This window comes from Streptomyces macrolidinus (assembly GCF_023887685.1).
GTDB classification, from domain to species: Bacteria; Actinomycetota; Actinomycetes; order Streptomycetales; family Streptomycetaceae; genus Streptomyces; species Streptomyces macrolidinus.
Genome location: NZ_JAMWMR010000005.1, coordinates 201,073 through 225,435 on the forward strand (window position 1 = coordinate 201,073; position 24,363 = coordinate 225,435).

A 24,363-nucleotide genomic window follows, 5' to 3' on the forward strand; every position below is an offset into this window, starting at 1 on the left:
TCCCGTCGGCGGACGGCTTCTTGGCCGTCCGCCGACGCACGCCGCCGCCTGCGGATACGCTGATCACCTGATCACGTCGGGGCGGGATCGACGCGCACGTCGGGACGAGATCGACACGATGGCCTGTTCAACAGGTGTGCGGAGCAAGGAAGTCGGGAAGGCCGCAGAAGCGGGTTGAGCAGCGATGGGGGCGGCAGTGACGGACGGATTCGATTTCAGCCCCGGGGCGCAGGTGCCCCTGTCGGGCTCCGCGGGAGAGACGGCGGCGACCTTCGCGCTGGCCTCGGCGGCCTACCGGGACGCGGCGATCGAGAAGATCCTCGACGCCGACAACGAGTGGCACCAGTCGAAGGTCAACCCCGGCCGCTCCTGGGCGAAGCTCTTCCGGCCGAACCTCGGCGAGGCCTTCTCGGTGGCCGTGCGCGACCGCATGCTGGGCGCCGGGCGCAAACCGCTCATCCAGTCCTTCGGCACCGAGCCGCAGGTCGTCGTGGAGCACTGCCTGGCCGCCCACCGCATCCGCCGGGACCGTGACAACTGGCTCTCGGCGGTGACCGTGCTGTGCGGGGTGCTCTTCCTGCCCGGGATGCTGGCGTGGCTGCTGGTCTTCCAGCTCCGCGCCCTCGCGGCCAAACGCGAGGGCAAGCGCTCCTCCGCGATCGGCACCGCGCTGCTGGTCGCGGTGGCCGTCATCGCCGTGATCTTCCTCATCCGCCTGCCGTTCACCGGCTTCTGGTCCTGGTACCTCCGCGCGGCGGTCGTCATGCCGGTGATCGGCTGGTACTGGGCGAAGCAGTTGTGCGAGCGGACCGCGAAGGATCTGCGCGACCGCTGGGCGGGGCTCCTCTCCGGCGGCGGCATCGGCGCGAAGATCCCCGAGGCCGTGCCCGGCAGCCCCGGCGAGAACGCCGCCGAGCGGCTGCGCCAGGCCCTGGCCCGGCTCAGCGCCGAGCAGCAGTCCAACTCCGTCTTCTACGCCGGTCCCAAGGGCATACTCGGCATGGGCACGCGCTGGGGAAGCTGGCAGCTCGCCGAGGACCTGATCCCCAGCGACCTGGGCAAGGAGATCCATCCCTTCCGCAGTTGGGACGTGATCAAGGCCATCCACGACCAGCTCAGCCTTCTGGAGCGCGGCCCGCTGAACACCGGCGGCTTCCCGAAGCCCTCCATCCGGCACTGGATCGTCAACCCGATCGGGGAGAACGCGGACTCGGTGTCCCGCCCGGAGGGCTCGGACGTGGACGCGTACCAGATCAAGCCCCACGCCATACAGGACATCTGCAACAAGCAGCAGTTCGGCGGCGGCGAGCGGCACTATCTGGGCGTCCAATGGACCCTGTGGGACGGCCAGTTGGTCATCACCATGATGATCACGGTGACGGTGCTGCACGAGACGCTGCGTATCGAGGTCACCGGGCATGCGCTGGGCCCCGTGAACTCGCTGTTCACCTCCAAGCCGGAGGCGCCGACCAAGAAGGTGCAGAAGTCGGTCAGGTTCTGGGAGACCCGCGAGGTGAAGCTCCCGCTGGTCGACGCGGACGAGGTCGTACGGCTCGCGGTCCGCGCGCCGCTCACCTGGTATCCCCCGCTGCTGAACTGGCTCGGCGGCTCGCTGACCCTGCCCGAGCCGTTCGGGCTGCGCCACGCCTGGGCGGACCAGCCGTGGCGGCACCGCTTCATGGCGGACGACGCGCTGCGCGCGGCCACCCCGGTGCTGCGGGTGGTGCATTCGGCGGCGATCCGCGTGCTGGAGGAGCACGGCGTGAACACGGAGAAGTTCGGCAACCGCTCGACGGTGCTCAGCGGCTTGGTGCAGGATGCGTCCCCGCGCAAGGCCGACGTGTACGACGCGTAGGACCCCACGGGAGACGCGTAGGACCCCCACTGGAACGGAAGCGGCCGGGGGCCGGGCTCACGCGGTGGGCCAGGCCTCCGCCAGCATCGTGCGGGTGTCGGCCAGGAGCTGCGGCAGCACCTTCGTGTGGCCCACCACCGGCATGAAGTTCGTGTCGCCGCCCCACCGCGGGACGATGTGCTGGTGCAGATGGGCGGCGATGCCCGCGCCCGCGACCGTGCCCTGGTTCATGCCGATGTTGAAGCCATGGGCCCCGGAGGCCGTCCGCAGCGCGGTCATGGCCTGCTTGGTCAGCTCGGCGAGCTCGGCGGTCTCCGCGTCGGTCAGGTCCGTGTAGTCGGCGACGTGGCGGTAGGGCACGACCATGAGGTGGCCGCCGTTGTACGGGTACAGGTTGAGGACCGCGTAGACCTGCGTACCCCGCTTGATGATCAGCCCGTCCTCGTCGGACTTGGCCGGGATCGAGCAGAACGGGCAGCCGTCACCGGCCCCCGGACCGGTCGGCTTGTTCTCGCCCTGGATGTAGGCCATCCGGTGGGGCGTCCACAGGCGCTGGAACGCGTCCTGCGTTCCCACTCCGATCTGCTGTTCCGGCTCACTCGTCATGCTGTGCAGCATATGGCCTCCCCGGTGCGCGGTGTCGCGGAGGGGTTCACGCCCGGGACCGAGGAGCGCGAAGAGGCCGAAGGCCCCGGGAACGCGCACGTCCCCGGGGCCTTCGGCCCTGTCCCGCGTCAGACCTGGGCCCGCTCCTCGACGACCTTCGCGATCTTCGCGATGGCCTCGTCGAACGGGATCCCGTTCTCCTGCGAGCCGTCGCGGTAGCGGAACGACACCGTGCCCGCGTTCATGTCGTCGTCACCGACGATGATCATGAACGGGACCTTCTGCTTCTGCGCCGTCCTGATCTTCTTCTGCATGCGGTCCGAGGAGGAGTCGACGTCGACGCGCAGCCCCTTCTTCCTGGCCGCCGCGGCGAACTTCTCCAGGTACTCGACGTGGGCGTCACCGATCGGGATACCGATGGCCTGCACCGGGGCCAGCCACGCCGGGAAGGCGCCCGCGTAGTGCTCGAGGAGCACCGCGAAGAACCGCTCGATCGAACCGAAGAGGGCTCGGTGGATCATGACCGGGCGCTGCTTCGAGCCGTCCGAGCCGGTGTACTCGAGGTCGAAGCGCTCCGGCAGGTTGAAGTCGAGCTGGACCGTCGACATCTGCCAGGTACGGCCGATCGCGTCCTTCGCCTGGACCGAGATCTTCGGACCGTAGAACGCGGCGCCGCCCGGGTCGGGAACCAGCGGGAGGCCCTGCTTCTCGGCGACCTGGCGCAGCGTCTCGGTGGCCTCTTCCCAGGCCTCGTCCGAGCCGACGAACTTCTCCGGGTCCTTGGTGGACAGCTCCAGATAGAAGTCCGTCAGGCCGTAGTCGCGCAGCAGGTTCAGCACGAAGGTGAGCGTCTTGTCGAGCTCGTCGGCCATCTGCTCGCGCGTGCAGTAGATGTGCGCGTCGTCCTGGGTGAAGCCGCGGGCGCGGGTCAGGCCGTGCACGACGCCCGACTTCTCGTACCGGTACACGGTCCCGAACTCGAAGAGGCGCAGCGGCAGTTCACGGTAGGACCGGCCGCGCGCGTCGAAGATCAGGTTGTGCATCGGGCAGTTCATGGGCTTGAGGTAGTAGTCCACGCCCTCGTCGAGCTGCATGGGCGGGTACATGCCGTCGGCGTACCAGTCCAGGTGGCCCGAGGTCTCGAAGAGCTTCCCCTTCGTCGCGTGCGGGGTGTAGACGAACTCGTAGCCCTCTTCCTCGTGGCGGCGCCGCGAGTAGTCCTCCATCACCCGGCGGACGATGCCGCCCTTGGGGTGGAAGACGGCGAGGCCGGAGCCGATCTGCTCGGGGATCGAGAAGAGGTCCAGCTCGGAGCCGAGCTTGCGGTGGTCGCGCTTCTCGGCCTCGGCGAGGAAGTCCAGGTGCGCCTTCAGCTCGTCCTTGGACGGCCAGGCCGTGCCGTAGATGCGCTGGAGCATGGGGTTCTTCTCGCTGCCGCGCCAGTAGGCGGCGGCGTTGCGCATCAGCTTGAACGCCGGGATGTTGCGGGTCGTGGGCAGGTGGGGGCCGCGGCAGAGGTCCTTCCAGCACAGCTCGCCGGTCTTGGCGTCCACGTTGTCGTAGATCGTCAGCTCGCCGCCGCCGACCTCGACGTCCGCGCCGTCCTCGCTGGAGGCCGCGCCCTTGAGGCCGATCAGCTCCAGCTTGTAGGGCTCGTCGGCCAGTTCCTCGCGGGCGGCCTCGTCGGTGACGACGCGGCGGGCGAAGCGCTGACCGCGCTTCTGGATCTCCTGCATCTTCTTCTCGATGGCCTTGAGATCCTCGGGCGTGAACGGCTTCTCGACGTCGAAGTCGTAGTAGAAGCCGTCCCGGACCGGCGGGCCGATGCCCAGCTTGGCCTCGGGGAACAGCTCCTGCACGGCCTGCGCCATCACATGCGCGGTGGAGTGGCGCAGGATGTTGAGGCCGTCCTCGGAAGAGATCTCCACGGCCTCGACGGTCTCGCCGTCCCTGACCTCGTACGCGAGGTCCTTCAGCTCGCCGGCCACCCGCGCGGCGATGATCGAGCGCTCGCCGGCGAAGAGCTCGGCGGCCGTAGTGCCCGTCGTCACCACGCGTTCTTCCCGCTCGGAATCGCGTTGGATGATCACACGGACGTCTGACACCGGTCTCTCCTGACTACTGGTGGATGCGGCGCCATACCTGGAGCGCGCGCATGACTGGGATCGTACCGACCCGGAGCCACCGTCCGCGAAACGGTTACTGTCCGTCACCGCCGCATGCCTCCTCGAAGAACGCGGTGATCTCCGCGGTCTCCTGGAGGGACTTCATCAGCCGGTCCCGTTCGGCGTCGTCCACCTGCACCGGCGTCACCGCGGACGCGTTCACCAGCCGCCGGAAGCCGCCCTGGCTCTCCAGCCGCCCGTGCACCCGCACCGGGAGCCCGACGAGATGGGCATGGCCCACGATCCGGTACGCCTCCTCGTCCAGCGTCATCCGCACCTGCGGGACCTCGGCCCCGGCGATGACCCGCAGCCGCACCTGGCCCTCGCCGCGCGGCCCCGACCTGCGCAGCCGTACGACGGCCCCGGTGAGCCGCACCGGTACGGACGGTTCCTCGCGTAGATAGCGGGCCGCGGCCTCGCGCAGCGCGGGCAGGTCGCCGGGCGAGAACTCGACCGGTTCGGCGTCCGTCGCGCACCCTTCGGGGGCCGGGGCGGCGGGCGCCCAGTCGACGGCGATACGGGCGCCCTCGGAGCCGCGCACGAGGGAGACGAGCGCCTCGACCAGTTCATGGCTCACCCCCGCTTCGACGGCGGCGTCGAAGGCGTCCATGCCGCCGGTGGCCCGCCGGTAGTCGGTGGCCTCCCGGGCCGCGTACAGCGCCTGATGCAGACGGACGGCGAGCGGACGGCCCGGCGAGACGGGCACCACGGCGGTGAGGCTGCGGCCTCCGGGGGCGGCGCCGACCAGGACGTGCTCCAGGGACGCGGCGGCGGGCCCGCGGTGCCGGGCGCCGAAGTACCCGGCACGCGCGCGGGTGGCGAGGGCGCCCGCGAGGAGCAGTCCGCGGGCGGCGGTGCGCAGGTGGTCCTCGACGTCCCACGGCGCCGCGCCGAGGGGACCGGTGGGCACGTCGCGCCACCAGTGGATCTCGTCGCTGGGCACGACGAGCCCGACCAGGACGTCCCGCGCGGCGGGCAGGGCGCTGCGGGACAGGGCGACCAGGGCCTCGCCGAGCAGGTCGTCGCTGTCGGGGTAGGCGCGGCTCTCCGGCACCAGCAGGCTCGTACCGCTGCCGCCGGGGCCGGGTGGGGTCCAGCGGCCGTAGCGCCCGCGGGCGCCGCCGCGGCGCTGCCAGCCGTGCCGGTGCAGCAGGGCGCCGAGGACGGCCGGGTCGACCTGGTCGGGTGCGGGCGGCCGGGTCCAGAGCGGCTCGGCAGGGTGCGGCCGGACAGCGCGGGCCGGTCCGTCGACGGGGCGGTGGGTCACGGTCTGCCTCCCGTTCCGACTCGGGTCATGATCTCGCACAGCGCCCGGTCGTCGAAGATTCGCGCGGTCGAGATGCGTACGGTGGTGCGGCGCCGGCCCGTGACGGGGTGTCCGGCGAGGTTGGCCCAGTAGCAGCAGTGCCGCAGGTCCAGGCGGTCGTGCCCGGCGCGCAGCCAGTCGTCCTGCGACCGGGGCGCGAGCATCACGACGAGGATCTTGTGTACGGACACGGGGGTGCGGGCGAGCTTCGTCAGGTGCTCGTTGTCGAGCGTGAAGGAGAAGAAGCGGTCGGCGGGCCCGCGGGGCGGGAGTTGGTAGGTGCACTTGAGCTGCACCTTGATGGTGGCCTCGTCGTCGACCGTGTGCCCCGGGGCGGTGTGGCTGATGTGCCAGTCGATGCCGTTGTCCGGGAAGGGCTGCGACAGCGAGCAGCCGGCCGCCGCGGCGACCGCGTGCAGATAGCCCACTTGGAGCGTCTCCATGCAGGCGGTGGTGGCGAGTGCGCCGCGAGAGGGTGACGTCCGCTCGGGCAGCAGCCCGCCCCGCTCGGGCTGCGCGATCGCCATGACCAACAGCCTTCCGAATCCGGTGAATCACTGCCACGGGCCTGTGAACTGCAAAGACCCGTACTCCTGTTGTCTCCTTCGGGCGTAGTGCGCAAACGGTCCGGGTATCACCGGACCGGGCAGCCGACCGTACGTCAACTGCCCGGCTGGACAGAGGAGTTGCGTGCGCATGACGTGCTGGTGCGAGGGCCCCCTGGCCGCGTTCGACACGGAGACCACGGGCGTGGACGTCGAGACCGACCGGATCGTGTCGGCCGCCCTCGTCGTCCAGGACGCACCGGGCACCCGACCGCGGGTGAACCGCTGGCTGGTGAACCCGGGGGTGCCGGTGCCCGCGGCGGCGACGGCGGTGCACGGCCTGACGGAGGAGTACCTCCAGCGCAACGGCCGTTGGCCGTCACCGGTGATGGAGGAACTGGCCCGGGAGCTTGCGGAGCAGGCCGTACGGGGCCGACCGCTGGTGGTGATGAACGCCCCCTTCGATCTGACGCTCCTGGACCGGGAGTTGCGCCGCCATCGCGCCTCCTCGCTGGATCGCTGGTTCCCGTCGGCACCGCTGTGCGTGCTCGATCCGCGGGTCCTGGACAAGCACCTGGACCGCTACCGCAAGGGCCGCCGCACACTCACCGATCTGTGCGCGCACTACGAGGTCACGCTGGAGGACGCCCACGACGCGGCGGCGGACGCGCTGGCGGCGATGGAGGTCGTACGGGCGGTGGGGCGCCGTTTCGCGACCCGTCTGGAGCGGCTGACACCGGCCGAGCTGCACACCTTGCAGACGGGATGGCACGCGGCCCAGGCCCGCGGACTTCAGGCGTGGTTCGCGCGCAGCGGCTCGGACGAACAGGTGGACCCGGCGTGGCCGCTGCGCCCGGAGTTGTCGGCGGCGGCGTGAACACACGCTGTACGCATACGACGAGGGTGACGCCGCTCGCGCTCTCCGCGTACAGACGTCACCCTCGATCTTGTGGGCGATACTGGGTTCGAACCAGTGACCTCTTCGGTGTGAACGAAGCGCTCTCCCGCTGAGCTAATCGCCCGGGAACGCACTGAACAATACATGTCGGGACGGGGTCCGTTCAAACCGCTTCGGTACGGCCTCTCCGACAGCTCCCCGGCGACCCCCGGCCGAGCCGCCCTCGCCCCCCTCCAGTGCGCCGCACTCGCGGCCGACGGGGAACGGCCGGACCAATTCCGGATACCCACGGGCGACTTGAGGCCGGGCAGAACGTTCGCGAAGGAATCCGACGACGGCGTTCCGGAATGCGCCCGGGGATTTCGAATTCCACGGCGGCATACATGAGGGCATACGACAAGGGCGGCGTGGCCCGGCTTTCGCCGAGCACACGCCGCCCTCGATCTTGTGGGCGATACTGGGTTCGAACCAGTGACCTCTTCGGTGTGAACGAAGCGCTCTCCCGCTGAGCTAATCGCCCGGGTGCAGGAAGAACATTACCCCATGTCAGGGAGTGCCCCCGACCAGGTTCGCGATCACCGGCCCCCGCTCGCCGCGCCCCCGCGTTCCCCGAGGTCGGCGAGACCAAACCTCCGGACCCGGGCGCGGCACGAGCTGGTCGCGGCCATGACACCACCACCCCTGACCGTCACTCTTCGTATTCGAGCCGTCGAACGCGGTCCGCGAGAATCCGGTCACCGGAATGGACGCATCACGCGAACGATGTCTCGGCCGGATGAGCTACGTAAAGCCAGGCAAAACACGCAGAGGGGTTTACAACGGCACCGTAGGTGGCATGTCGATTTCGCCGACGTGCGAATCCCCGAGCGCACACTGAGCGAAAGGCCCTGGCGCTTATGAACACCACGGTCAGCTGCGAGCTGCACCTGCGCCTCGTTGTGTCGAGCGAGTCCTCACTGCCTGTTCCCGCAGGACTGCGGTATGACACGGCCGATCCCTATGCCGTGCACGCCACCTTCCATACCGGAGCCGAGGAGACCGTCGAGTGGGTGTTCGCCCGCGACCTCCTCGCGGAGGGCCTGCACCGGCCCACAGGAACCGGCGACGTCCGCGTCTGGCCGTCCCGCAGCCACGGTCAGGGCGTTGTCTGCATCGCCCTGAGTTCTCCGGAGGGTGAGGCTCTGCTCGAGGCCCCGGCGCGGGCCCTCGAGTCGTTTCTGAAGCGGACGGACGCGGCCGTGCCACCCGGTACGGAACACCGCCATTTCGATCTCGACACCGAGCTCTCCCACATCCTGGCGGAGAGCTAGCGCGAGATCCTCAATCCGCCCGGCGCCGTCCACTCGGGGAGACGGCTCGGGCCGGGACAACCGCATACGGCACACCAGGCGCCGCCTCCACGGAATCTCGTAGAGGCGGCGTTCCGGTGCGCGGGCCGAAGGTGACGGGGAACGCCCTTGCCGTGGGGCCGTCGCGACGGCTCCGCGGGCCGCGGACATCACCACGTGTCACGACGGCGGGCATACCGCTAGGCTCGGCCAGCACCGGCGGGCGCACGCCCGACCCCGACCCCCAGGCCAGGGAGCGACACGTGCTGATCACCCACGACACCCGGTGCGCGCTCGACCTCGTGGTGGATCTGGTGAACACCGCACCCGAGGGCGACGACGCGGAAGGGCTTCCGGATGTCGCCGCGCTTGCCGACTTCGCGCGCGAGCACGACCTCAGCGATGTCGGCGTCCTCACGGAGTCCGACCTCGCGGCGGTGCGCGCGATCCGCGGGCGGTTCGCCGCCGTCTTCGCCACGACCGACGGCCGGGCCGCTGCTGCTGTGATCAACGAGCTGGTCGCGGCGGCGGGGACCACGCCCCGGCTGACCGACCACGACGGCTACGACTGGCATGTGCACTACTTCGCGCCCGGCGCCTCCGTCGCCGATCACATCGCCGCGGACTGCGGGATGGCGCTGGCGTTCTTCGTCGTGGCCGGGGAGCAGGAGCGGCTGCGCCGCTGCGAGGCTCCCGACTGCCGACGGGCCTTCGTGGACCTCTCCCGCAACCGCTCCCGGCGCTACTGCGACAGCCGCACCTGCGGCAACCGCCTTCACGTGGCCGCGTACCGGGCACGGCGGAAGGAAGCGGCGGGCTGACGAGAGCGGCGGACGGGACATCCTCTTGTCGCGCACCGCGGATCGGCGGGGCTGACGGAGCCCGCGGCGGGTGACGCCAGGGGCTCCGCATACGGCTCAGAGCATCAGCAGGTCGTGCAGTGATGCCATGAGCAGCAGGCAGCCGATCACCGCAAGGAAGATCATCAGCGGTGGCTGGGAAAGCGCGAAGAGACAGCCCCGGCGCTCCTCGGGAGGAGCGGCGGTGTCGCTCTGGGTTCTGTCCAGCATCTCGCGGCGATCATGGCTTAGCGAGTACCCACTATGCGATCAACACGCCCGGAATGACTGGGAGTTCGCGAATATCCGTGATGCGCGCTCGGGAGTGTTCTCGGCGTGCGCTGTTGTGATCACCGAGCGCCCCGAGCTGATCGCTTGGCCGTTCAGCCCGTCAGCCGTTCCAGCCGGTCATATGCCGTGCTTCTTGAGGATGGCCTCGATGTCCGAGAAGTCGTCCGAGGCGGAGTCGGAGCCGCGGCGCGTGGGGGCCGGGCGGTTCGACGCGCCCAGCGTCGGTGTGGAGGCGGACGGCGCCACCGCGTCGCCCTGGGCGGTCCGCGCCGCCTTGCGTTCCTTGCGCGTTCCGCCGCTCCGGCGCTCCACGGCGCGGGTGCTCATGAACAGCAGCCAGGCGAGGCCCAGCACACCGAAGCCCGCCCAGGCCGTGACGCTGAACGCCGTGTGGGCGAGCCAGCCGACGGCTCCCGTCATCACCAGGCCGAGCGGGACGAGCGCGTACGCGGCGATACGGCCCGCGCGGTGGAAGCGCTTGCGGTAGGCCATGACCGCGGCGATACCCAGGCCGGCCGCGGAGACGGCGGAACAGACGGTCTCGGCAATCATCCGGTCCTCCGGGCGGTGATCGGTCGGGCAAGGTGGTGCATGTCTTCCATCCTGCACCGCCCGACGGCCCGGATGCCATGATCCGGCGAGACCTCAGGGAGATCTCCGGGTCGGCTCCTCCTCAGGGCGGGGGCCCTCGCCCTCAGGGCGGCGACCGGTGTGGGGCGGGGTCCGGGGTGCTGGGAGACTGGCGACCATGAGTGACTCCCCCTCCGCACACGCCGCCGCTCCCGTTCTGGACTTCTGGGCCGATCTCCAGTGCCCCGACTGCCACCGCGCCCTCGATGACCTGCGGGCCCTGCGCGCCCGCTACGGCGACCGACTGGAGCTGCGGCTGCGGCACTTCCCGCTGGAGAAGCACCGGCACGCCTTCGCCGCCGCGCAGGCCGCCGAGGAGGCCCTGGAGCAGGGGCAGTGCTGGCCGTACGTCGAGGCGCTGCTCGGCCGGATCGAGGAACTCGACCGCGCGGGAGAGTCCTTCCTCGTCGAGCTGGCCCGTGAACTCGGCCTGGACGCCGAGGAGTTCGACACCGCGCTGATCGACGGACGGCACATCCTGATCGTCGACGCCGACCAGGCCGAGGGCAAGGCGATCGGCGTGACCGGTACGCCGACGTATGTCATCGGCGGCGAGCGGCTCGACGGCGGCAAGAGCCAGGAAGGGCTGCGCGAGCGCATCGAGGAGATCGCGGACCGGCTGCTCGCGGACCAGCGGGAGCAGCAGGCCTGACCCCTGCCCGCCCCCGACCGGGCCGCCGTGCCGTCCTACACCAGAGGCTTGGCGAAGGCGTACCGCGTCGTCTCATGGCCGAGTGACGCGTAGAGGCGTTCGGCGGGGGTGTTGCCCGCGAACACGTTCAGTCCGAGGACATGCCGGTCGGCGGCGAGCGCCTGGGCCTCGGCGAGGAGCATGAGCGTACGTCCATGCCCTCGCCCTCGGTGGGCCGCCCCGGTCCGCACGTCGTAGACGTACGCCTCGTCCTCGCGGAGCCCCAGCCACAGGCTGCCCACAGGCACGCCCTCGTGCTCCAGAACGCTGAACATCACGTTCTCACTACGCAAACCGTCCGGCAGGACCAGCTCGTGGTCGCGCCGCGCCTTGGCGTACGCATCGGCCTCGGGGATGCCCCGTTCCATCAAGCTGCGTGCGTAGAACTCCGACTCCTCCGCGTACCACGCGTCGAACTCGGCGTCCGTCATGGGCCGTGCACGGCTCCCGGCAGGCAGTTCGGGGGGTATGTCGCCCAGCCGCTTCGCCATGTTGCGGCTGCGCAGGACGTAGCCGAGCGCCTCGGCGAGCCGCAGGGCCGCCTCGGCGCCCGCGGGGACCACGGCCTCGATCTGGCCGCACCCCCAGCCCCGCGCCACCTCCTCCGCGGCGAGCGCGGCCACCGTGGCCCGGCCGCGCCGCCGGTCCGGCTCCTCGATCCGCAGATCGAGGAGCTGTGCCATCGAGTCGCCGAGGCCAGGAAGCGTGCCGAGGTGGAGTGCGCCGACCGGACGGCCGTTCGCACACACCTCGTAGTGCTGTGATCGCGTGCCGTCAGGGGTGCGCTGAAGCGGCTCGGTCGGCCGCAGGGTCGTGGTCATCAGAGGTGTTCTACCCCGCGCGAAGGCCGCCGTCAGCCGAATTTCCGCCGCTCTTACGGCTCCTACGGCTCTTACGGATCGAGATCGTCGCCGGAGCGCTCCGCGAAGATCCGCATGGCCTTGGCGGTCACCGGGCCCGGCGCGCCCGGCAGTTCACGGTCGTCGACGCGGTGCACGGCCTGCACATCGCGGGTCGTGGACGTGAGGAAGATCTCGTCCGCGCGCTCCAGGACGTCCAGCGGGAGGTCGCTCTCCCTGGCCCCCGTCCATTCGACGGCGAGCGCGCGCGTGATGCCCGCGAGACAGCCGGAGGCCGTCGGCGGGGTGTGGATCTCGCCGTCGAGGACGACGAAGACGTTCGACCCGGTGCCCTCGCAGAGTTGGCCGACCGTGTTGGCGAACAGCGCCTCGGACGCGCCCTGTTGGGCGGCCCTGGCGAGCGCGACGACGTTCTCGGCGTACGACGTGGTCTTCAGTCCGGTGAGAGCGCCCCGTTCGTTACGGGTCCACGGCACCGTGATCACGGCGGTGGAGTCGGGGCGCGGGGTGATCTCGCCGAGGGCGACCACGAGGGTCGGACCGGCCTCGCCGCGGCCGGAGCCGAGCGGGCCCTCGCCGCCGGTGTAGGTGATGCGCAGGCGGCCGAGCGGCATCGGGTTGGCCGCCAGCACGGCGGCGCAGGCCTCGCGGACCTCGTCGAGGTCGGGGTCCGCGAGGCCGAGGCCGCGCGCCGAGCGGGTGAGCCGGTCGAGGTGGCGGGTCAGCGCGAACGGCCGGCCGTCCATGGCCTTGACGGTCTCGAAGATGCCGTCGCCGACGGTCAGTCCGTGATCGAAGACGGAGACACGGGCGGACTCGAGGTCCTCCAGTCTCCCGTCGAGCCAGAGCTTCACTCGTCATTACCTCGCTGGTCGGAGCGGCGGGTGAGAGGGCTCACCACGGTCCGCTGTCCTGGTGCTCCCCCGACGCTATCGCGAGCAGCCGCTCGGCCTTCAGCTCCGTCTCGCGCCACTCCCCCTCGGGGTCGGAGCCCCAGGTGATGCCCGCGCCCGCGCCGAAGCGCAGGGCGCCCGCGTCCCGGTCGATCCAGAAGGTGCGGATGCCGACGGCCAGCTCCCCCGTCCCCCGGTCCGCGTCGACCCAGCCGATGCCGCCGCAGTAGGGGCCGCGGGGCGCGGTCTCCAGGGCGTCGATGATCCTGAGGGCGCTGGACTTGGGGGCTCCGGTGATCGAGCCCGCGGGGAAGGTGGCCGCGAGCAACTCCGGCCAGCCCGCCTCCGCGCGCAGTTCACCGCGGATCGTGGAGACGAGGTGGACCAGGCCGGGGTGCTTCTCGACGGCGCACAGATCGGGAACGGTCACGCTGCCGGTGACACACACGCGCCCGAGGTCGTTGCGGACCAGGTCCGCGATCATCACGTTCTCGGCGTGGTCCTTCTCCCCGAGGTCCGCCTCGGTGCGCCCGGTGCCCTTGATCGGCCCGGACTCCACGTCGCGGCCGGCGCGGCGCAGGAACAGTTCGGGGGAGGCGGTGGCGATCTCCACGCCGTGCTCCGGCAGGCGGATCGTGCCCGCGTACGGCGCCGGGTTGCCGCGCGCGAGCACGGCGGTCAGGGCGTCCACGTCGGCGTCGGGTGCGATCGGCGCGGAGAGCACGCGGCAGAGGTTCACCTGGTAGACCTCGCCGGCCGCGATGTGCTCGCGGATGCGCCGTACGCCCGCCGTGTACGCGGCGTGGTCGAGGGAGGACGTCCAGTCGTCGGCCGCCGGGCCCCGCCAGCTTCCCGGTACGGGGGCGGGGACCGGTGCCTCGCGCACCTCGCGGAAGCGGGCGCAGGTCAGCCGCCCCTCGTAGTCCGCGCAGACGGCCCAGAAGCCGGAGGAGTCGAGCGCCGCGGGGTCGTGGGTGACATCGAGGAGTCCCGTGGCGACACGGTCGCCGAAACGGGCGAGAGGGGGTAGTTCGAGCACGTTGTCGAGTCTAGGGACGGGGCTCCCGCGCGAGGCCGCGAGGATCCGCTCAGGCGCCCTGACCACGTCGTCGAGCAGGGGCAACGCAGCACCCTGCGCAAACGCGTTTTTGTACTGGCCCGGGAATCCGCTAGAGTTCAACACGTCGCCGGGACGCGGAAGCGGACCGAAACGACAGGCGGACGTAGCTCAGTTGGTAGAGCGCAACCTTGCCAAGGTTGAGGTCGCGAGTTCGAGCCTCGTCGTCCGCTCGAAGGAAGCAGGGGATCCCGATCCCTTGCACTCCTGGTGGAGTGGCCGAGAGGCGAGGCAACGGCCTGCAAAGCCGTCTACACGGGTTCAAATCCCGTCTCCACCTCCAAGGACGATTAGCTCAGCGGGAGAGCGCTTCCCTGACACGGAAGAGGTCACTGGTTCAATCCCAGTATCGTCCACTGGTCCGCAAGGACCCGCACCACGATCCGCTAGGATCCCCGCGCGATTAGCTCAGCGGGAGAGCGCTTCCCTGACACGGAAGAGGTCACTGGTTCAATCCCAGTATCGCGCACGCAGTACGCATGACCCTCTCTTCGGAGTGGTCATGATCCCGAGGACGATTAGCTCAGCGGGAGAGCGCTTCCCTGACACGGAAGAGGTCACTGGTTCAATCCCAGTATCGTCCACACTTCGAAGCCCCCGGCCTTGTGGTCGGGGGCTTCCGCGTGCCCTCAGCTGGAGAACAGCATGTGGCCGAAGCTCTTGTGGCGGTGGTGGCCGTAGTGGCCGTGACCGCCGTGCGGGGCGCCCCAGGCGGGAGCCGCCGGATAGGCCGGCGGAGCGGGCTGCTGCGGATACGCCTGCGGAGCGGGCTGCGCCCACTGGGCCTCCACGCGCGTCAGGGCTTCCAGCTCCCCGTAGTCCAGGAAGATGCCGCGGCACCCGCTGCACTGCTCGATCTGGACGCCGTTGCGGTTGTACGTGTGCATCGGTGCATGACACTTCGGACACTGCATGGTCGGCTCAACTCCTCGCCGGTCGGTGGTGCTTCGCCAGGTAGAGACTCGCTCCGGTCCTGGCCGGTTGCAGCCTATATCGCGCCTCCGTGCGTCAACTCCGGTGCGACGGCGCTCATTCGGACACAGGCGTCGACCATGGCCTGCTCCACCTCGTCCAACTCCCGCCCCTGCGTGTGGGACTTGACGACGGCCAGGGCCGCCGTCTGCACGGTGAGGGCGCGAGCGGGGACGTCGAGAGCGGGCCAGGGGTCGCCCTCGGCGGGGACGGCCGGGCCGCCCTCCCGCCGGTACGCGGTGAGGAAGCGGGTCCACTCGTCGGGCGGGAGCAGCCCGCAGGCGTACCAGGCCGCCGGACGGGCCAGGTCCCAGGCCGGGTCGCCCACCCCCAGGTCGTCCACGTCGATGAGGCGCCAGGGGCCGGTGTCCGCGGGATGGCGTACGAGCTGGCCGAGGTGGAGGTCGCCGTGGCAGAGGTGCCGTGCGGAGGGCGGGGGCGCCTCGGCGCGGGCCCAGGCCGGCAGAGCGGACCAGGCGCGGAGCACGGGCCCGGCGGCGGGATGGGGACCCAGCATGCGCAGGCGCCGGATCGCGCGGGCGGCCTTGGCGGGGCCGCGCATGGCGGGCAGGCCCGCGGGGGCCGGGGCCCGGTGCAGCCGGGCGAGGAGGGAGGCCGCCGCCTCCCAGGGGGCGTCCCACGGAGTGTCGGGGTCCACGGGGGTGCCGTAGGGCCAGCAGGTCACCTGGCGGCCGTGCACGGTGACGGGCGCGGGGTCGAGCGGGGCGAGGAGGACGTCGGGGAGGCGGGCCGCGACGGTCAGGCGGAGCGAGAGCCCGGCGGGATCGGTGCCGGGGTCGTGAGCCTTGGCGACGACGCCGCCGTGGCGGACGACGACCGCGTCGTCCGCGCGGTCGGCGAGGACCGTGTCGGGGTCCGGGCAGCGGCAGTTCGTGCCGGGGTTCGCGTGCGCTGCGGCGCGTGCCGTCGCGGTGAGCGCGGGCAGAAGGGCGTTCACGGGCTTCCCTGAGTGGGTCCGAGGCTGTGCCCGGAAGCGTACGGGGGCGGGTGCGTACGTACGGGCAGGGGCCGGTGGCGGCCATGGCAACGCCCGCGCAGCTCCCCAGCTACGCGGGCGTCTGTGCCGTCCGCCGCACCCCCGTCCCCACGGGGTTTCATGGGTGGATGTCCCCGCCCGGACCGCTCTTCCGGGCCCGGGGCGCCGCTCAGCGCCCCAGCATCACTCCCACGGACGACGCTTGTGTGACCACTGCGTCCCAGCCGCCGAACACGTACACCAGCAGGGTCGCCAGGGGGAGGACCATCGCCGTCGCCACCAGCGGGTGGCGACGACCGGAGCGGCGGGTGCCGAACGCGGCGCCGTACGCCTTGCGCCCCTGCGTGCGGACCATCGTCCGCGGTGCCGTCTGGGCCATGGTCCCTCTCCTGACCGTGGTTCTGTTGTCCTTGGCAGCGGCGAGTGTCCGACCTCGGGGGACGAGTACCGCACCCGCCGCTTGACTTCAAACCTAGGCGCCGGGCCGGGTGCGGGGCGTCATGCCCTCGTACCGATTGCGGGCCTCCCGGAGGATGAGCCCTGCGCCGGGGTGTACTCCTCTGGGTGGAGACGCGCGCCCGGATCTCAGGGTCCTCCCGGAGGGGACGTCTGACGTGCCCCTTGTGCCCGGAGAGCGACGCCCCGTTCCGCCCGAGGCGCGCCGTGCGCACAACACCCCTTCCCCACCGGCCGGAAGGCTTCGGGACCCACCGTCGGGTGACTTCACTCACTTCCGTGACGCCGTCGCGCGGCGGTCTCCGCGCCTCATGAGCCGCGCCGTCCACCACCGCTCCCCGCCCCGGCGTCCTGTCCTCGGCCGCTGCGGCCACCTCCGCACGTTCCTTGGTGAGCACCTCAACCTCCCTGCCAGGGCCGGGGGTTGGGATCGGAAGTGAGACACGGCCGTCCGGTTCGCCGTTGCGCTGACCGTCTGTCAAGTCGCTTCCCCCGTAACGACAATCGATCGGTACGAGAGGGCGCGGCCTCTGCGCGCACCCGGCCGTGGAAACGTAAGCTGTGGCACGGCAGACGGACCGGGCAGCGGGGATGGACATGGCGATGATGCGCCTGAGGCGTGAGGACCCGCGTGTCGTCGGCTCGTTCAGACTGCACCGGCGGCTCGGCGCGGGCGGGATGGGTGTCGTTTACCTCGGTTCCGACAAGCGGGGTCAGCGGGTCGCGCTGAAGGTGATCCGGCCGGACCTCGCGGAGGACCAGGAGTTCCGGTCGCGGTTCGCGCGTGAGGTCGCGGCGGCACGGCGGATCCGCGGTGGCTGTACGGCACGGCTCGTCGCCGCCGATCTGGACACGGACCGCCCGTGGTTCGCCACGCAGTACGTCCCCGGACCCTCCCTGCACGACAAGGTCGCCGAGGAGGGGCCGCTCACGGCCGCCGAGGTGGCCGCCGTCGGCGCCGCCCTCTCCGAGGGGCTGGTCGCGGTGCACGAGGCGGGGGTCGTCCACCGCGATCTGAAGCCGTCCAACATCCTGCTGTCCCCGAAGGGCCCGCGGATCATCGACTTCGGCATCGCCTGGGCGACCGGTGCCTCCACGCTCACGCACGTCGGCACGGCCGTCGGGTCGCCCGGCTTCCTCGCCCCCGAGCAGGTGCGCGGGGCCGCCGTCACCCCGGCCACGGACGTGTTCTCGCTGGGCGCCACGCTGGCGTACGCGGCGACCGGTGACTCGCCCTTCGGACACGGCAGCTCCGAGGTGATGCTCTACCGCGTGGTGCACGAGTCGCCCCAACTGCACGGCGTACCGGACGCGCTGGCCCCGCTGGTCCACGCCTGTCTGGCCAAGGACCCCGAGGAACGGCCGAGCACCCTCCAGCTCTCGCTGCGGCTCAAGGAGATCGCGGCCCGCGAGGCCCAGGGGCTCTCGGACGTACGGCCGCCCGAGCGGCGGGGCGATCCGGACCGGCCGTCGGGACGGCTGGCCGAGCAGTACGCGGAGCAGCGCACGGTACGGCGGCCGGGCCCGGGTACCACTCCCCCGCCGCGTGGCAACGGCCCCCGGTCCGGGGCGCGTCCGACGCCCGCGCAGCGCGCCTCGACCCGCTCCGGTTCCCGGCCCGCGCCGCGCAGCGGAACGGGACGTCCGGCACCCCGCACCACCGGGACCAGGCTGCGCCCGGCCAATCCGCGGCTGCTGCGTCAGCGGCTGTTCGTCTTCGTCGTGGTGACGCTGCTGGTGGCGCTGGGCATCGCGGCGGCCCAGGGCTGCCAGGGGCCGAGCCGCGGACTGGGCGACGACGGTCTCCGTACGGACGTACGGCAGTCGTCCGCTCCCCTGCCCGGCGACGAGCGGTGGAGCGTGCCTCAGGACTGAGGGCGTCCGGTGGCCACCGCGTAGAAGGCGACCGCGGCTGCCGCGCCCACGTTGAGGGAGTCGACGCCGTGGGCCATGGGGATACGGACCCATTCGTCCGCCGCGGCCAGTGCCCGGCCGGTCAGGCCGCTGCCCTCCGCGCCGAGCATCAGGGCGACGCGCTCCTTCGTGTGCGGTGCCGTCTCCTCAAGGGTCTTGGCCCGCTCGTCGGGGGTCAGCGCGAGGAGCGTGAAGCCCGCCTCGCGGACCGACTCCAGACCCCGCGGCCAGGTGTCGAGACGCGCGTACGGCACCGAGAAGACCGCGCCCATGGAGACCTTCACGCTGCGGCGGTAGAGCGGGTCGGCGCAGTCGGGGGACAGCAGGACCGCGTCCATGCCGAGGGCCGCCGCCGAGCGGAATATGGCCCCGATGTTGGTGTGGTCGTTCACCGACTCCATGATCACGACCCGGCGGGTGGTGGCCAGGAGTTCGTCCGCCGTGGGCAGCGGCTTGCGCCGCAGGGAGGCGAGCGCGCCGCGGTGCACGTGGTAGCCGGTGACCTGCTCGGCGAGGTCCGGGGTGACCACGTAGACCGGGGCCGGGAGTTCGTCGATGACGTCCCGCATGACGTCGACCCACTTCGCGGTCAGCAGCATGGACCGCGTCTCGTAACCGGCGCTCCTGGCCCGCCGGATGACCTTCTCGCCCTCCGCGATGAACAGGCCCTCGGCGGGTTCGCGCCTGCGGCGCAGCTCCACGTCGGTCAGGCCGGTGTAGTCGTGCAGGCGCGGGTCGTCGGGGTCCTCGATGGTGATGAGTTCGGCCACGGGGTGTTACTGCCTTGTCGTGAAGGGGGTGCGGGCGGCTGGACGGGAGGGCGGGTGACCCGGGTTACCGGGCGGGGCCCACGGTGACGACCTCGCCGATGACGATGACCGCCGGGGGCTTCACGCCCTCGGCCCGTACGGTCTCCTCGACCGTCGCGAGCGTCGCGTCGACGCGGCGCTGGGCGGCCGTCGTGCCCTCCTGGACCAGGGCGACGGGGGTGTCGGGTGCCTTGCCGTGGGCGACGAGCGTCTCGGCGATCTTGCCGATCTTGTCGACGCCCATGAGGACGACGAGGGTGCCGGTCAGCTTCGCCAGGGACGGCCAGTCGACCAGCGAGCGTGCGTCGTCCGGGGCGACATGGCCGCTGACCACCGTGAACTCATGGGCGACACCGCGATGGGTGACGGGGATCCCGGCGGCGCCCGGCACCGAGATCGAGCTGGAGATGCCCGGGACCACCGTGCAGGGTATGCCCGCCTCGGCCAGCGCCTGGGCCTCCTCCATGCCGCGGCCGAAGACGAAGGGGTCGCCGCCCTTGAGCCGGACGACCGACTTGCCCTGCCGCGCGTGTTCGATCAGCGCGTCGTTGATGGCCTCCTGGGCCATGAACCGGCCGTACGGGATCTTCGCCGCGTCGATCACCTCGACATGCGGCGGGAGTTCGGCGAGCAGGTCGCGGGGTCCGAGGCGGTCCGCGATGACCACGTCGGCCTCGGCGAGCAGCCGTCGGCCGCGGACGGTGATCAGGTCCGGGTCGCCGGGGCCGCCGCCGACCAGGGCGACACCGGGGGTGCGGGTGCGGTGGTGCGGGGCGACGAGGGTGCCGTCGCGCAGACCCTCCACCACCGCGTCGCGGACGGCCGCGGTGTGCCGGGGGTCGCGGCCCCGGGCGTCGGTGGTGAGCACGGCGACCGTGACGCCCTCGCTGCGGCCGGTCGCGGGGGTCCAGGCGGTGGCCGCGTCGGCGTCGTCGGAGCGCACGCACCACACCCGGTGCGTCTCGGCCTCCGCGGAGGCCAGGGAGTTCGCCTCGGGGTCGTCGGTGGCGATGAGGGCGTACCAGGCGTCCGCCAGGTCACCGGGCCGGTACGGGCGCTTCAGCCAGGTGATCTCGCCGGTGTCCGCCATGGCCTCGACCGAGGGGGTCGCCTCGGGGGACACCAGGTGGACGTCCGCGCCGGCCGCGATCAGCGCGGGCAGACGGCGCTGGGCGACCTGGCCGCCGCCGAGCACGACGACACGGCGACCACCGAGGCGGAGCCCTACGGGGTAAGGGGGATGTGCGGCCATGGAGGTGCGGCTCCTCTTGCGGCGATGCGGTACCGGGCCTCTGCGGCGGTGAAGGGCCCTGACGTGGGGATCCTATGCGGGCCGCGGCGGCGCTCGGCCGGGTGGGGGCCGAGCACCGCCGCTTGCGTGCCCTGCTGGAGCCCTACTTCTCGGTGACTCCCGCCGTGTCGAACGTCGCCACCTCGTGCATCGCCCTGGCCGCGCTCTGGACCAGCGGCAGGGCCAGGATCGCGCCCGTGCCTTCGCCGAGGCGCAGGTCGAGGTCGACCAGGGGGCGCAGGCCCAGCTTGTTGAGGGCGGCGACATGGCCGGGCTCCGCGCTGCGGTGCCCGGCGACGCAGGCCGCGAGGACCTCGGGGGCGATCGCGCGGGCCACCAGCGCGGCGGCGCCCGCGCTGACACCGTCCAGGATCACCGGGGTCCGCAGGGACGCACCGCCCAGCAGCAGACCCACCATGGCCGCGTGCTCCAGCCCGCCGAACGCCGCCAGGACGCCGATCGGATCGGCCGGATCCGGCTGGTGCAGGGCGATCGCACGCCGTACGACCTCTGTCTTGTGCGCCAGCGTCTCGTCGCTGACGCCCGTGCCACGGCCCGTCACCTCGGCGGGGTCGGTGCCGGTGAAGACCGAGATCAGGGCGGCCGAGGCCGTGGTGTTCGCGATGCCCATCTCACCGGTGAGCAGCGCCTTGTTGCCCGCTGCCACCAGGTCGCGGGCCGTCTCGATGCCGACCTCGATCGCCTGCTTGACCTCCTCGCGGGTGAGCGCGGGGCCGGCCGTCATGTCCGCCGTGCCCGCGCGTACCTTGCGCGGCAGCAGGCCCGGGGTGGCGGGCAGGTCGGCGGCCACGCCGACGTCGACGACACAGACCTCGGCGCCCACCTGGGTCGCGAAGGCGTTGCACACCGCGCCGCCGCGCAGGAAGTTGGCGACCATCTGGCCGGTGACCTCCTGGGGCCAGGGGGTGACGCCCTGGGCGTGCACCCCGTGGTCCCCGGCGAAGATCGCGACGGCCGCGGGCTCCGGGATCGGCGGCGGGCACTGCCGGGACAGGCCGGACAACTGCGCGGAGATGATCTCCAGCATGCCGAGCGCGCCCGCGGGCTTGGTCATCCGCTTCTGCCGCTCCCAGGCCTCGCCGAGGGCCTTCGCGTCCAGCGGGCGGATGCCCGCCACGGTCTCGGCGAGCAGGTCGTGCGGCTCCTCGCCGGGCAGCGCGCGGCGGCCGTACGTCTCCTCGTGCACGACCCAGGACAGCGGGCGGCGCTTGGACCAGCCCGCCTGCGTCAGCTCGGGCTCCTTCGGGAACTCGTCGACGTAGCCCATGCAGAGGTAGGCCACGACCTCCAGATGCTCGGGCAGGCCGAGGGCGCGGACCATCTCCCGCTCGTCGAAGAAGCTGACCCAGCCGACGCCGAGGCCCTCGGCGCGGGCGGCGAGCCACAGGTTCTGGACGGCCAGCGCGGAGGAATACGGGGCCATCTGCGGCTGGGTGTGCCGACCGAGGGTGTGCCGACCGCCGCGGGTGGGGTCGGCCGTGACCACGATGTTCACCGGGGTGTCGAGGATGGCCTCGATCTTCAGTTCCTTGAACTGCTTCGCCCGGCCCTTGGGCAGCGACTTGGCGTACGCCTCGCGCTGGCGCTGGGCCAGTTCGTGCATCGTGCGACGCGTCTCGGCGGAGCGGATGACGACGAAGTCCCAGGGCTGGGAGTGCCCGACGGACGGCGCCGTGTGGGCCGCCTCCAGGACGCGCAGCAACACCTCGTGCGGGATCGGGTCGCTGCGGAAGCCGTTGCGGATGTCGCGGCGCTCGCGCATCACGCGCAGCACCGCCTCGCGCTCGGCGTCGGCGTATCCGGGGGCGGCGGGTCCGGTGGACTCGCGTGCGTCCGCCTCGTCCTCGTCGTCCGCGCCCCTGGTCTCCAGGTCCTCCGCCTGCTGCGCGACCTCGGGGTCCGGGACGGGGTGGCCGGGCGCGGGGGCGTCGCCGTCACGGGGGGCCGGGACGGTGGGGACGGGCTGCTGGGGGGCCGGGGCGACAGGCGCGGGCTCCTCGACGGCTGCCGGGGTGACGGGCGCTTCGGCGACAGCCACGGGCTCCTGCTCGGCGGCCTCCGCGACCTCTTCGCCGGCGGCCACGGGCGCTTCGGCGACGACCGGGGCGGCGGCTACGGGCTCCTGGTCGTCGGCGGCGACCGGCGCGGGTTCCTGTACGGCGGGCTGCTCCGCGACGGACTCCTGTACGGCGGGCTGCTCCGCGACGGGCTCCTGCGCGGCAAGCTGCTCCTCGGCGGGAGCGGGCGGCGCGCTCGGGGCGGCATCCTCCACGACCATCGGCCGGGCTGCCTCGGGCTCCGCCGGGGCGGCGACCGGCTCGGCGGGCTCGGGCTGCTCGACGGGCACCTGCTCCTCGGACGCCTCGGGGGCGACGGGCGGGGCCGCCACGGCGTCCGGCACGGGCTGAGCCGGTACGGCTTCCTCGGGCTGCGCGGCCTCCGCGGTGAACTGCTGAGCGGCGTCCGGGACTTGAGCCGTGGCCTCGGGGGCGGGCTGCGGGTCCGGTACGGGGGTGACGGCCTCGGGGGCCGGGGCGGGCTCGGGCGCGGGCGGCACCGTGACCTCGGGGGCCGAGGGGACCACTGCTTCCGGCGCGGGGACGGCCGCTTCGACGGGGGGTGCGGGCGCTTCGGCCCGCGGCGGCGTGACGTCCACCGGCTGCGGAGCGTCCGGTACGGGGGCGGGCGGCGTGGCGTCCGGCACCTGTGCTTCCGCCGGAGGCGCGGCTTCCGGCTCCTGGGGGGCGACCGGGGCGGGCGTCTCCACCGCTGCCGGGGCGGCCTCGGGGGTCTGCGCGGTGGCCGGGGCGGGCTCGGGTACCGGCACTGCCTGGGCGGCGGCCACGGGCGGCACCGTCGGCTGCGGCGCCTCCGCGGCGGCGACGGGCGCTGCGGACGGCTCGGACGTCTCCGCGACCGGCTCGACGGCGGCCGGGACCGCCTGCTCCTGGACCTGAGGCTCGGACACGACAGGCTCAGCGGCGACGGCCTGAGGCACGACGGCCTCGGGCGTGACGGCCTCGGGCACGACGGCCTCGGGCGTGACAGGCGCCGCGATCGGCTCGGCCGCAGGAGGCGTCGCAGCGACCGGCGCAGGCGGCTCGGCCACGACCACGGGCTCAGCCGTCGGCACGGGCGCAGGCTCGGCCACAGGCGTCGGCTCGGCCACAGGCGTCGGCTCGACCGCAGGCGCCGGAGCGGCGACCGGCGTGGCAGCCGCGGGCGGCTGCTCGGCCACCGGAGCCGCGGCGACCGGCGTACCCCACGGCGCCGCCTGCGGGGTCTGCTCGGTGAACTGCGGGACGTCGAGGTACTCGGGGCCGAGGGTCGGCGGTCCCGAGGGCCGCATCGGGGCGTCCGCCGGACCGCGGTCGGACAGCGAACGCACCGGGCTGAAGGACGTGCTCGGCGTGGGCGGGCCGAGGTGCAGCGGGCGCGGCGGGGTCGGGTGCGACACGGGCGGCGCGGGGGGCGTACGGACCGCGCCGAGGTCGACCGAGCCGCTGTCGCGCCCGGCCGTCTCGTGCGGGCCGGGCTCATGGCCGAGCGGGGCCGGGGCGGGCTGGTGCACCTCGTTGCCCCAGGCGCCGTTCTGGCCGGGCATCAGGAGCAGGTCGTCGTCATCGGCAGGGGTGTCGGAGGGGTCGAGGTAGGCGTACGCGCCCGGCGCGAGGACGCCCGGCTGCTCCACCATGCCTGCGTTCTCCGGCTGTCCCTCGCCCGGGACCTGGCCGGTGTCGGTCATGCGTATCCCTCGCCCATCGATTAGTGCTTCCACGACCAGCTCGCCCGGAACGGCGCGCCGACCGCCCGCAGTGAAGAACGAGCGTGCGTGCCCAGCGGCACGAACGACCCGCCGACGATGGCTGCCGAGCCATC

General features: G+C 72.3%; 21 protein-coding genes and 7 tRNA genes. 11 read left to right on the forward strand and 17 right to left on the reverse strand.

What is annotated here, in order from left to right; translation table 11 throughout:
• Nucleotides 1–184: 184 nt before the first annotated feature.
• Entirely contained in the window at nucleotides 185–1,855 is a 1,671-nt protein-coding gene (locus NGF19_RS08355) for an AbeC-like domain-containing protein (RefSeq protein WP_252423629.1), read from the forward strand.
• 57 nt (nucleotides 1,856–1,912) lie between these two features.
• Here NGF19_RS08355 and NGF19_RS08360 read toward each other — a convergent pair whose 3' ends face one another.
• The 4 genes from NGF19_RS08360 to NGF19_RS08375 form a co-directional block, all read right to left on the reverse strand.
• Nucleotides 1,913–2,473 (reverse strand): HIT family protein, encoded by a 561-nt coding sequence (locus NGF19_RS08360; RefSeq protein WP_252423630.1) that lies wholly within the window; start codon nucleotides 2,471–2,473, stop codon nucleotides 1,913–1,915.
• A gap of 116 nt (nucleotides 2,474–2,589) precedes the next feature.
• On the reverse strand, nucleotides 2,590–4,566 hold the full coding sequence (thrS, locus tag NGF19_RS08365) for a threonine--tRNA ligase (RefSeq protein WP_252423631.1): 1,977 nt from the start codon (nucleotides 4,564–4,566) through the stop codon (nucleotides 2,590–2,592).
• A 94-nt stretch (nucleotides 4,567–4,660) separates the two neighbouring features.
• Nucleotides 4,661–5,893 (reverse strand): hypothetical protein, encoded by a 1,233-nt coding sequence (locus NGF19_RS08370; RefSeq protein WP_252423632.1) that lies wholly within the window; start codon nucleotides 5,891–5,893, stop codon nucleotides 4,661–4,663.
• The gene (locus NGF19_RS08375) at nucleotides 5,890–6,459 is read right to left on the reverse strand and encodes a DUF4365 domain-containing protein (RefSeq protein ID WP_252423633.1); all 570 of its coding nucleotides are present in this window, start codon (nucleotides 6,457–6,459) and stop codon (nucleotides 5,890–5,892) included. Before NGF19_RS08375 ends, NGF19_RS08370 begins: the two co-directional genes overlap by 4 nt.
• Before the next feature lie 169 nt (nucleotides 6,460–6,628).
• On the opposite strand from NGF19_RS08375, the gene NGF19_RS08380 reads away from it, so the two are divergent.
• Complete coding sequence (locus tag NGF19_RS08380; RefSeq protein ID WP_252423634.1) at nucleotides 6,629–7,354, forward strand: 3'-5' exonuclease; 726 nt, start codon at nucleotides 6,629–6,631, stop codon at nucleotides 7,352–7,354.
• A 73-nt stretch (nucleotides 7,355–7,427) separates the two neighbouring features.
• Here the strand turns inward: NGF19_RS08380 and NGF19_RS08385 are convergent.
• Nucleotides 7,428–7,499 (reverse strand) — tRNA-Val (locus NGF19_RS08385).
• Between the two features lie 324 nt (nucleotides 7,500–7,823).
• Nucleotides 7,824–7,895: transfer RNA gene (locus NGF19_RS08390), tRNA-Val, on the reverse strand.
• A gap of 376 nt (nucleotides 7,896–8,271) precedes the next feature.
• On the opposite strand from NGF19_RS08390, the gene NGF19_RS08395 reads away from it, so the two are divergent.
• Both NGF19_RS08395 and NGF19_RS08400 read left to right on the forward strand, forming a co-directional pair.
• Nucleotides 8,272–8,685, forward strand: a complete 414-nt coding sequence (locus tag NGF19_RS08395; RefSeq protein ID WP_003959770.1) for an SsgA family sporulation/cell division regulator — start codon at nucleotides 8,272–8,274, stop codon at nucleotides 8,683–8,685.
• A gap of 281 nt (nucleotides 8,686–8,966) precedes the next feature.
• Nucleotides 8,967–9,524, forward strand: coding sequence for a CGNR zinc finger domain-containing protein (locus NGF19_RS08400; RefSeq protein WP_252423635.1), 558 nt, complete (start codon nucleotides 8,967–8,969; stop codon nucleotides 9,522–9,524).
• 96 nt (nucleotides 9,525–9,620) lie between these two features.
• Here NGF19_RS08400 and NGF19_RS08405 read toward each other — a convergent pair whose 3' ends face one another.
• Both NGF19_RS08405 and NGF19_RS08410 read right to left on the reverse strand, forming a co-directional pair.
• A complete protein-coding gene (locus NGF19_RS08405; protein ID WP_252423638.1) occupies nucleotides 9,621–9,773 on the reverse strand; it encodes a hypothetical protein in 153 nt (50 codons plus the stop codon).
• 177 nt (nucleotides 9,774–9,950) lie between these two features.
• Nucleotides 9,951–10,385 carry a hypothetical protein gene (locus tag NGF19_RS08410; protein ID WP_252423639.1) on the reverse strand — a complete coding sequence of 145 codons (435 nt, stop codon included), beginning with the start codon at nucleotides 10,383–10,385 and terminating at the stop codon, nucleotides 9,951–9,953.
• Between the two features lie 196 nt (nucleotides 10,386–10,581).
• On the opposite strand from NGF19_RS08410, the gene NGF19_RS08415 reads away from it, so the two are divergent.
• Complete coding sequence (locus NGF19_RS08415; protein WP_252423641.1) at nucleotides 10,582–11,115, forward strand: DsbA family protein; 534 nt, start codon at nucleotides 10,582–10,584, stop codon at nucleotides 11,113–11,115.
• A gap of 35 nt (nucleotides 11,116–11,150) precedes the next feature.
• On the opposite strand, the gene NGF19_RS08420 is transcribed toward NGF19_RS08415, so the two are convergent.
• The 3 genes from NGF19_RS08420 to NGF19_RS08430 form a co-directional block, all read right to left on the reverse strand.
• Nucleotides 11,151–11,975: a GNAT family N-acetyltransferase gene (locus NGF19_RS08420; RefSeq protein WP_252423643.1), complete on the reverse strand. Its 825-nt coding sequence runs from the start codon at nucleotides 11,973–11,975 to the stop codon at nucleotides 11,151–11,153.
• Between the two features lie 71 nt (nucleotides 11,976–12,046).
• The gene (locus NGF19_RS08425; protein ID WP_252423644.1) at nucleotides 12,047–12,868 is read right to left on the reverse strand and encodes an aminotransferase class IV; all 822 of its coding nucleotides are present in this window, start codon (nucleotides 12,866–12,868) and stop codon (nucleotides 12,047–12,049) included.
• 40 nt (nucleotides 12,869–12,908) lie between these two features.
• Nucleotides 12,909–13,946 carry a chorismate-binding protein gene (locus NGF19_RS08430; protein WP_252423652.1) on the reverse strand — a complete coding sequence of 346 codons (1,038 nt, stop codon included), beginning with the start codon at nucleotides 13,944–13,946 and terminating at the stop codon, nucleotides 12,909–12,911.
• Nucleotides 13,947–14,124: 178 nt separating this feature from the next.
• Here NGF19_RS08430 and NGF19_RS08435 point away from each other — a divergent pair.
• The 5 genes from NGF19_RS08435 (at nucleotide 14,125) to NGF19_RS08455 (ending at nucleotide 14,608) form a co-directional block, all read left to right on the forward strand.
• Nucleotides 14,125–14,197 (forward strand) — tRNA-Gly (locus NGF19_RS08435).
• A gap of 36 nt (nucleotides 14,198–14,233) precedes the next feature.
• Nucleotides 14,234–14,307: transfer RNA gene (locus NGF19_RS08440), tRNA-Cys, on the forward strand.
• Nucleotide 14,308: 1 nt separating this feature from the next.
• Nucleotides 14,309–14,380 (forward strand) — tRNA-Val (locus NGF19_RS08445).
• A 41-nt stretch (nucleotides 14,381–14,421) separates the two neighbouring features.
• A tRNA-Val gene (locus NGF19_RS08450) sits at nucleotides 14,422–14,493 on the forward strand.
• Nucleotides 14,494–14,536: 43 nt separating this feature from the next.
• Nucleotides 14,537–14,608, forward strand: a tRNA-Val gene (locus NGF19_RS08455).
• A gap of 45 nt (nucleotides 14,609–14,653) precedes the next feature.
• On the opposite strand, the gene NGF19_RS08460 is transcribed toward NGF19_RS08455, so the two are convergent.
• From NGF19_RS08460 to NGF19_RS08470, 3 genes are all read right to left on the reverse strand, one after another.
• Nucleotides 14,654–14,938: a TFIIB-type zinc ribbon-containing protein gene (locus tag NGF19_RS08460; protein WP_252423654.1), complete on the reverse strand. Its 285-nt coding sequence runs from the start codon at nucleotides 14,936–14,938 to the stop codon at nucleotides 14,654–14,656.
• Between the two features lie 74 nt (nucleotides 14,939–15,012).
• Entirely contained in the window at nucleotides 15,013–15,954 is a 942-nt protein-coding gene (locus NGF19_RS08465; protein WP_252423656.1) for a phosphotransferase family protein, read from the reverse strand.
• A gap of 208 nt (nucleotides 15,955–16,162) precedes the next feature.
• A complete protein-coding gene (locus tag NGF19_RS08470) occupies nucleotides 16,163–16,372 on the reverse strand; it encodes a hypothetical protein (protein WP_252423658.1) in 210 nt (69 codons plus the stop codon).
• A gap of 668 nt (nucleotides 16,373–17,040) precedes the next feature.
• Between NGF19_RS08470 and NGF19_RS08475 the strand changes: the two genes are divergently transcribed.
• Complete coding sequence (locus NGF19_RS08475) at nucleotides 17,041–18,324, forward strand: serine/threonine-protein kinase (protein ID WP_252423868.1); 1,284 nt, start codon at nucleotides 17,041–17,043, stop codon at nucleotides 18,322–18,324.
• Here the strand turns inward: NGF19_RS08475 and NGF19_RS08480 are convergent.
• The 3 genes from NGF19_RS08480 to cobT all read right to left on the reverse strand — a co-directional run bounded on the left by NGF19_RS08480 (nucleotide 18,315) and on the right by cobT (nucleotide 24,229).
• The gene (locus NGF19_RS08480; RefSeq protein ID WP_252423660.1) at nucleotides 18,315–19,133 is read right to left on the reverse strand and encodes a TrmH family RNA methyltransferase; all 819 of its coding nucleotides are present in this window, start codon (nucleotides 19,131–19,133) and stop codon (nucleotides 18,315–18,317) included. The two genes, NGF19_RS08475 and NGF19_RS08480, sit on opposite strands and share 10 nt — an antisense overlap.
• A gap of 64 nt (nucleotides 19,134–19,197) precedes the next feature.
• Nucleotides 19,198–20,424 (reverse strand): uroporphyrinogen-III C-methyltransferase, encoded by a 1,227-nt coding sequence (cobA, locus tag NGF19_RS08485; RefSeq protein ID WP_252423665.1) that lies wholly within the window; start codon nucleotides 20,422–20,424, stop codon nucleotides 19,198–19,200.
• A gap of 142 nt (nucleotides 20,425–20,566) precedes the next feature.
• Nucleotides 20,567–24,229 (reverse strand): nicotinate-nucleotide--dimethylbenzimidazole phosphoribosyltransferase, encoded by a 3,663-nt coding sequence (cobT, locus tag NGF19_RS08490; protein WP_252423667.1) that lies wholly within the window; start codon nucleotides 24,227–24,229, stop codon nucleotides 20,567–20,569.
• Between the last annotated feature and the right edge of the window lie 134 nt (nucleotides 24,230–24,363).

Bases quoted from the DNA above. Each gene is read 5' to 3' on its own strand.
- NGF19_RS08420 (WP_252423643.1), bottom strand. From the start codon at position 11,975: ATGACCACGACCCTGCGGCCGACCGAGCCGCTTCAGCGCACCCCTGAC.
- NGF19_RS08380 (WP_252423634.1), top strand. From the start codon at position 6,629: ATGACGTGCTGGTGCGAGGGCCCCCTGGCCGCGTTCGACACGGAGACC.
- NGF19_RS08415 (WP_252423641.1), top strand. From the start codon at position 10,582: ATGAGTGACTCCCCCTCCGCACACGCCGCCGCTCCCGTTCTGGACTTC.
- cobT (WP_252423667.1), bottom strand. From the start codon at position 24,229: ATGACCGACACCGGCCAGGTCCCGGGCGAGGGACAGCCGGAGAACGCA.
- NGF19_RS08355 (WP_252423629.1), top strand. From the start codon at position 185: ATGGGGGCGGCAGTGACGGACGGATTCGATTTCAGCCCCGGGGCGCAG.
- NGF19_RS08460 (WP_252423654.1), bottom strand. From the start codon at position 14,938: ATGCAGTGTCCGAAGTGTCATGCACCGATGCACACGTACAACCGCAAC.
- NGF19_RS08360 (WP_252423630.1), bottom strand. From the start codon at position 2,473: ATGCTGCACAGCATGACGAGTGAGCCGGAACAGCAGATCGGAGTGGGA.
- cobA (WP_252423665.1), bottom strand. From the start codon at position 20,424: ATGGCCGCACATCCCCCTTACCCCGTAGGGCTCCGCCTCGGTGGTCGC.
- NGF19_RS08395 (WP_003959770.1), top strand. From the start codon at position 8,272: ATGAACACCACGGTCAGCTGCGAGCTGCACCTGCGCCTCGTTGTGTCG.
- NGF19_RS08475 (WP_252423868.1), top strand. From the start codon at position 17,041: ATGGACATGGCGATGATGCGCCTGAGGCGTGAGGACCCGCGTGTCGTC.
- NGF19_RS08375 (WP_252423633.1), bottom strand. From the start codon at position 6,459: ATGGCGATCGCGCAGCCCGAGCGGGGCGGGCTGCTGCCCGAGCGGACG.
- NGF19_RS08405 (WP_252423638.1), bottom strand. From the start codon at position 9,773: ATGCTGGACAGAACCCAGAGCGACACCGCCGCTCCTCCCGAGGAGCGC.
- NGF19_RS08470 (WP_252423658.1), bottom strand. From the start codon at position 16,372: ATGGCCCAGACGGCACCGCGGACGATGGTCCGCACGCAGGGGCGCAAG.
- NGF19_RS08410 (WP_252423639.1), bottom strand. From the start codon at position 10,385: ATGATTGCCGAGACCGTCTGTTCCGCCGTCTCCGCGGCCGGCCTGGGT.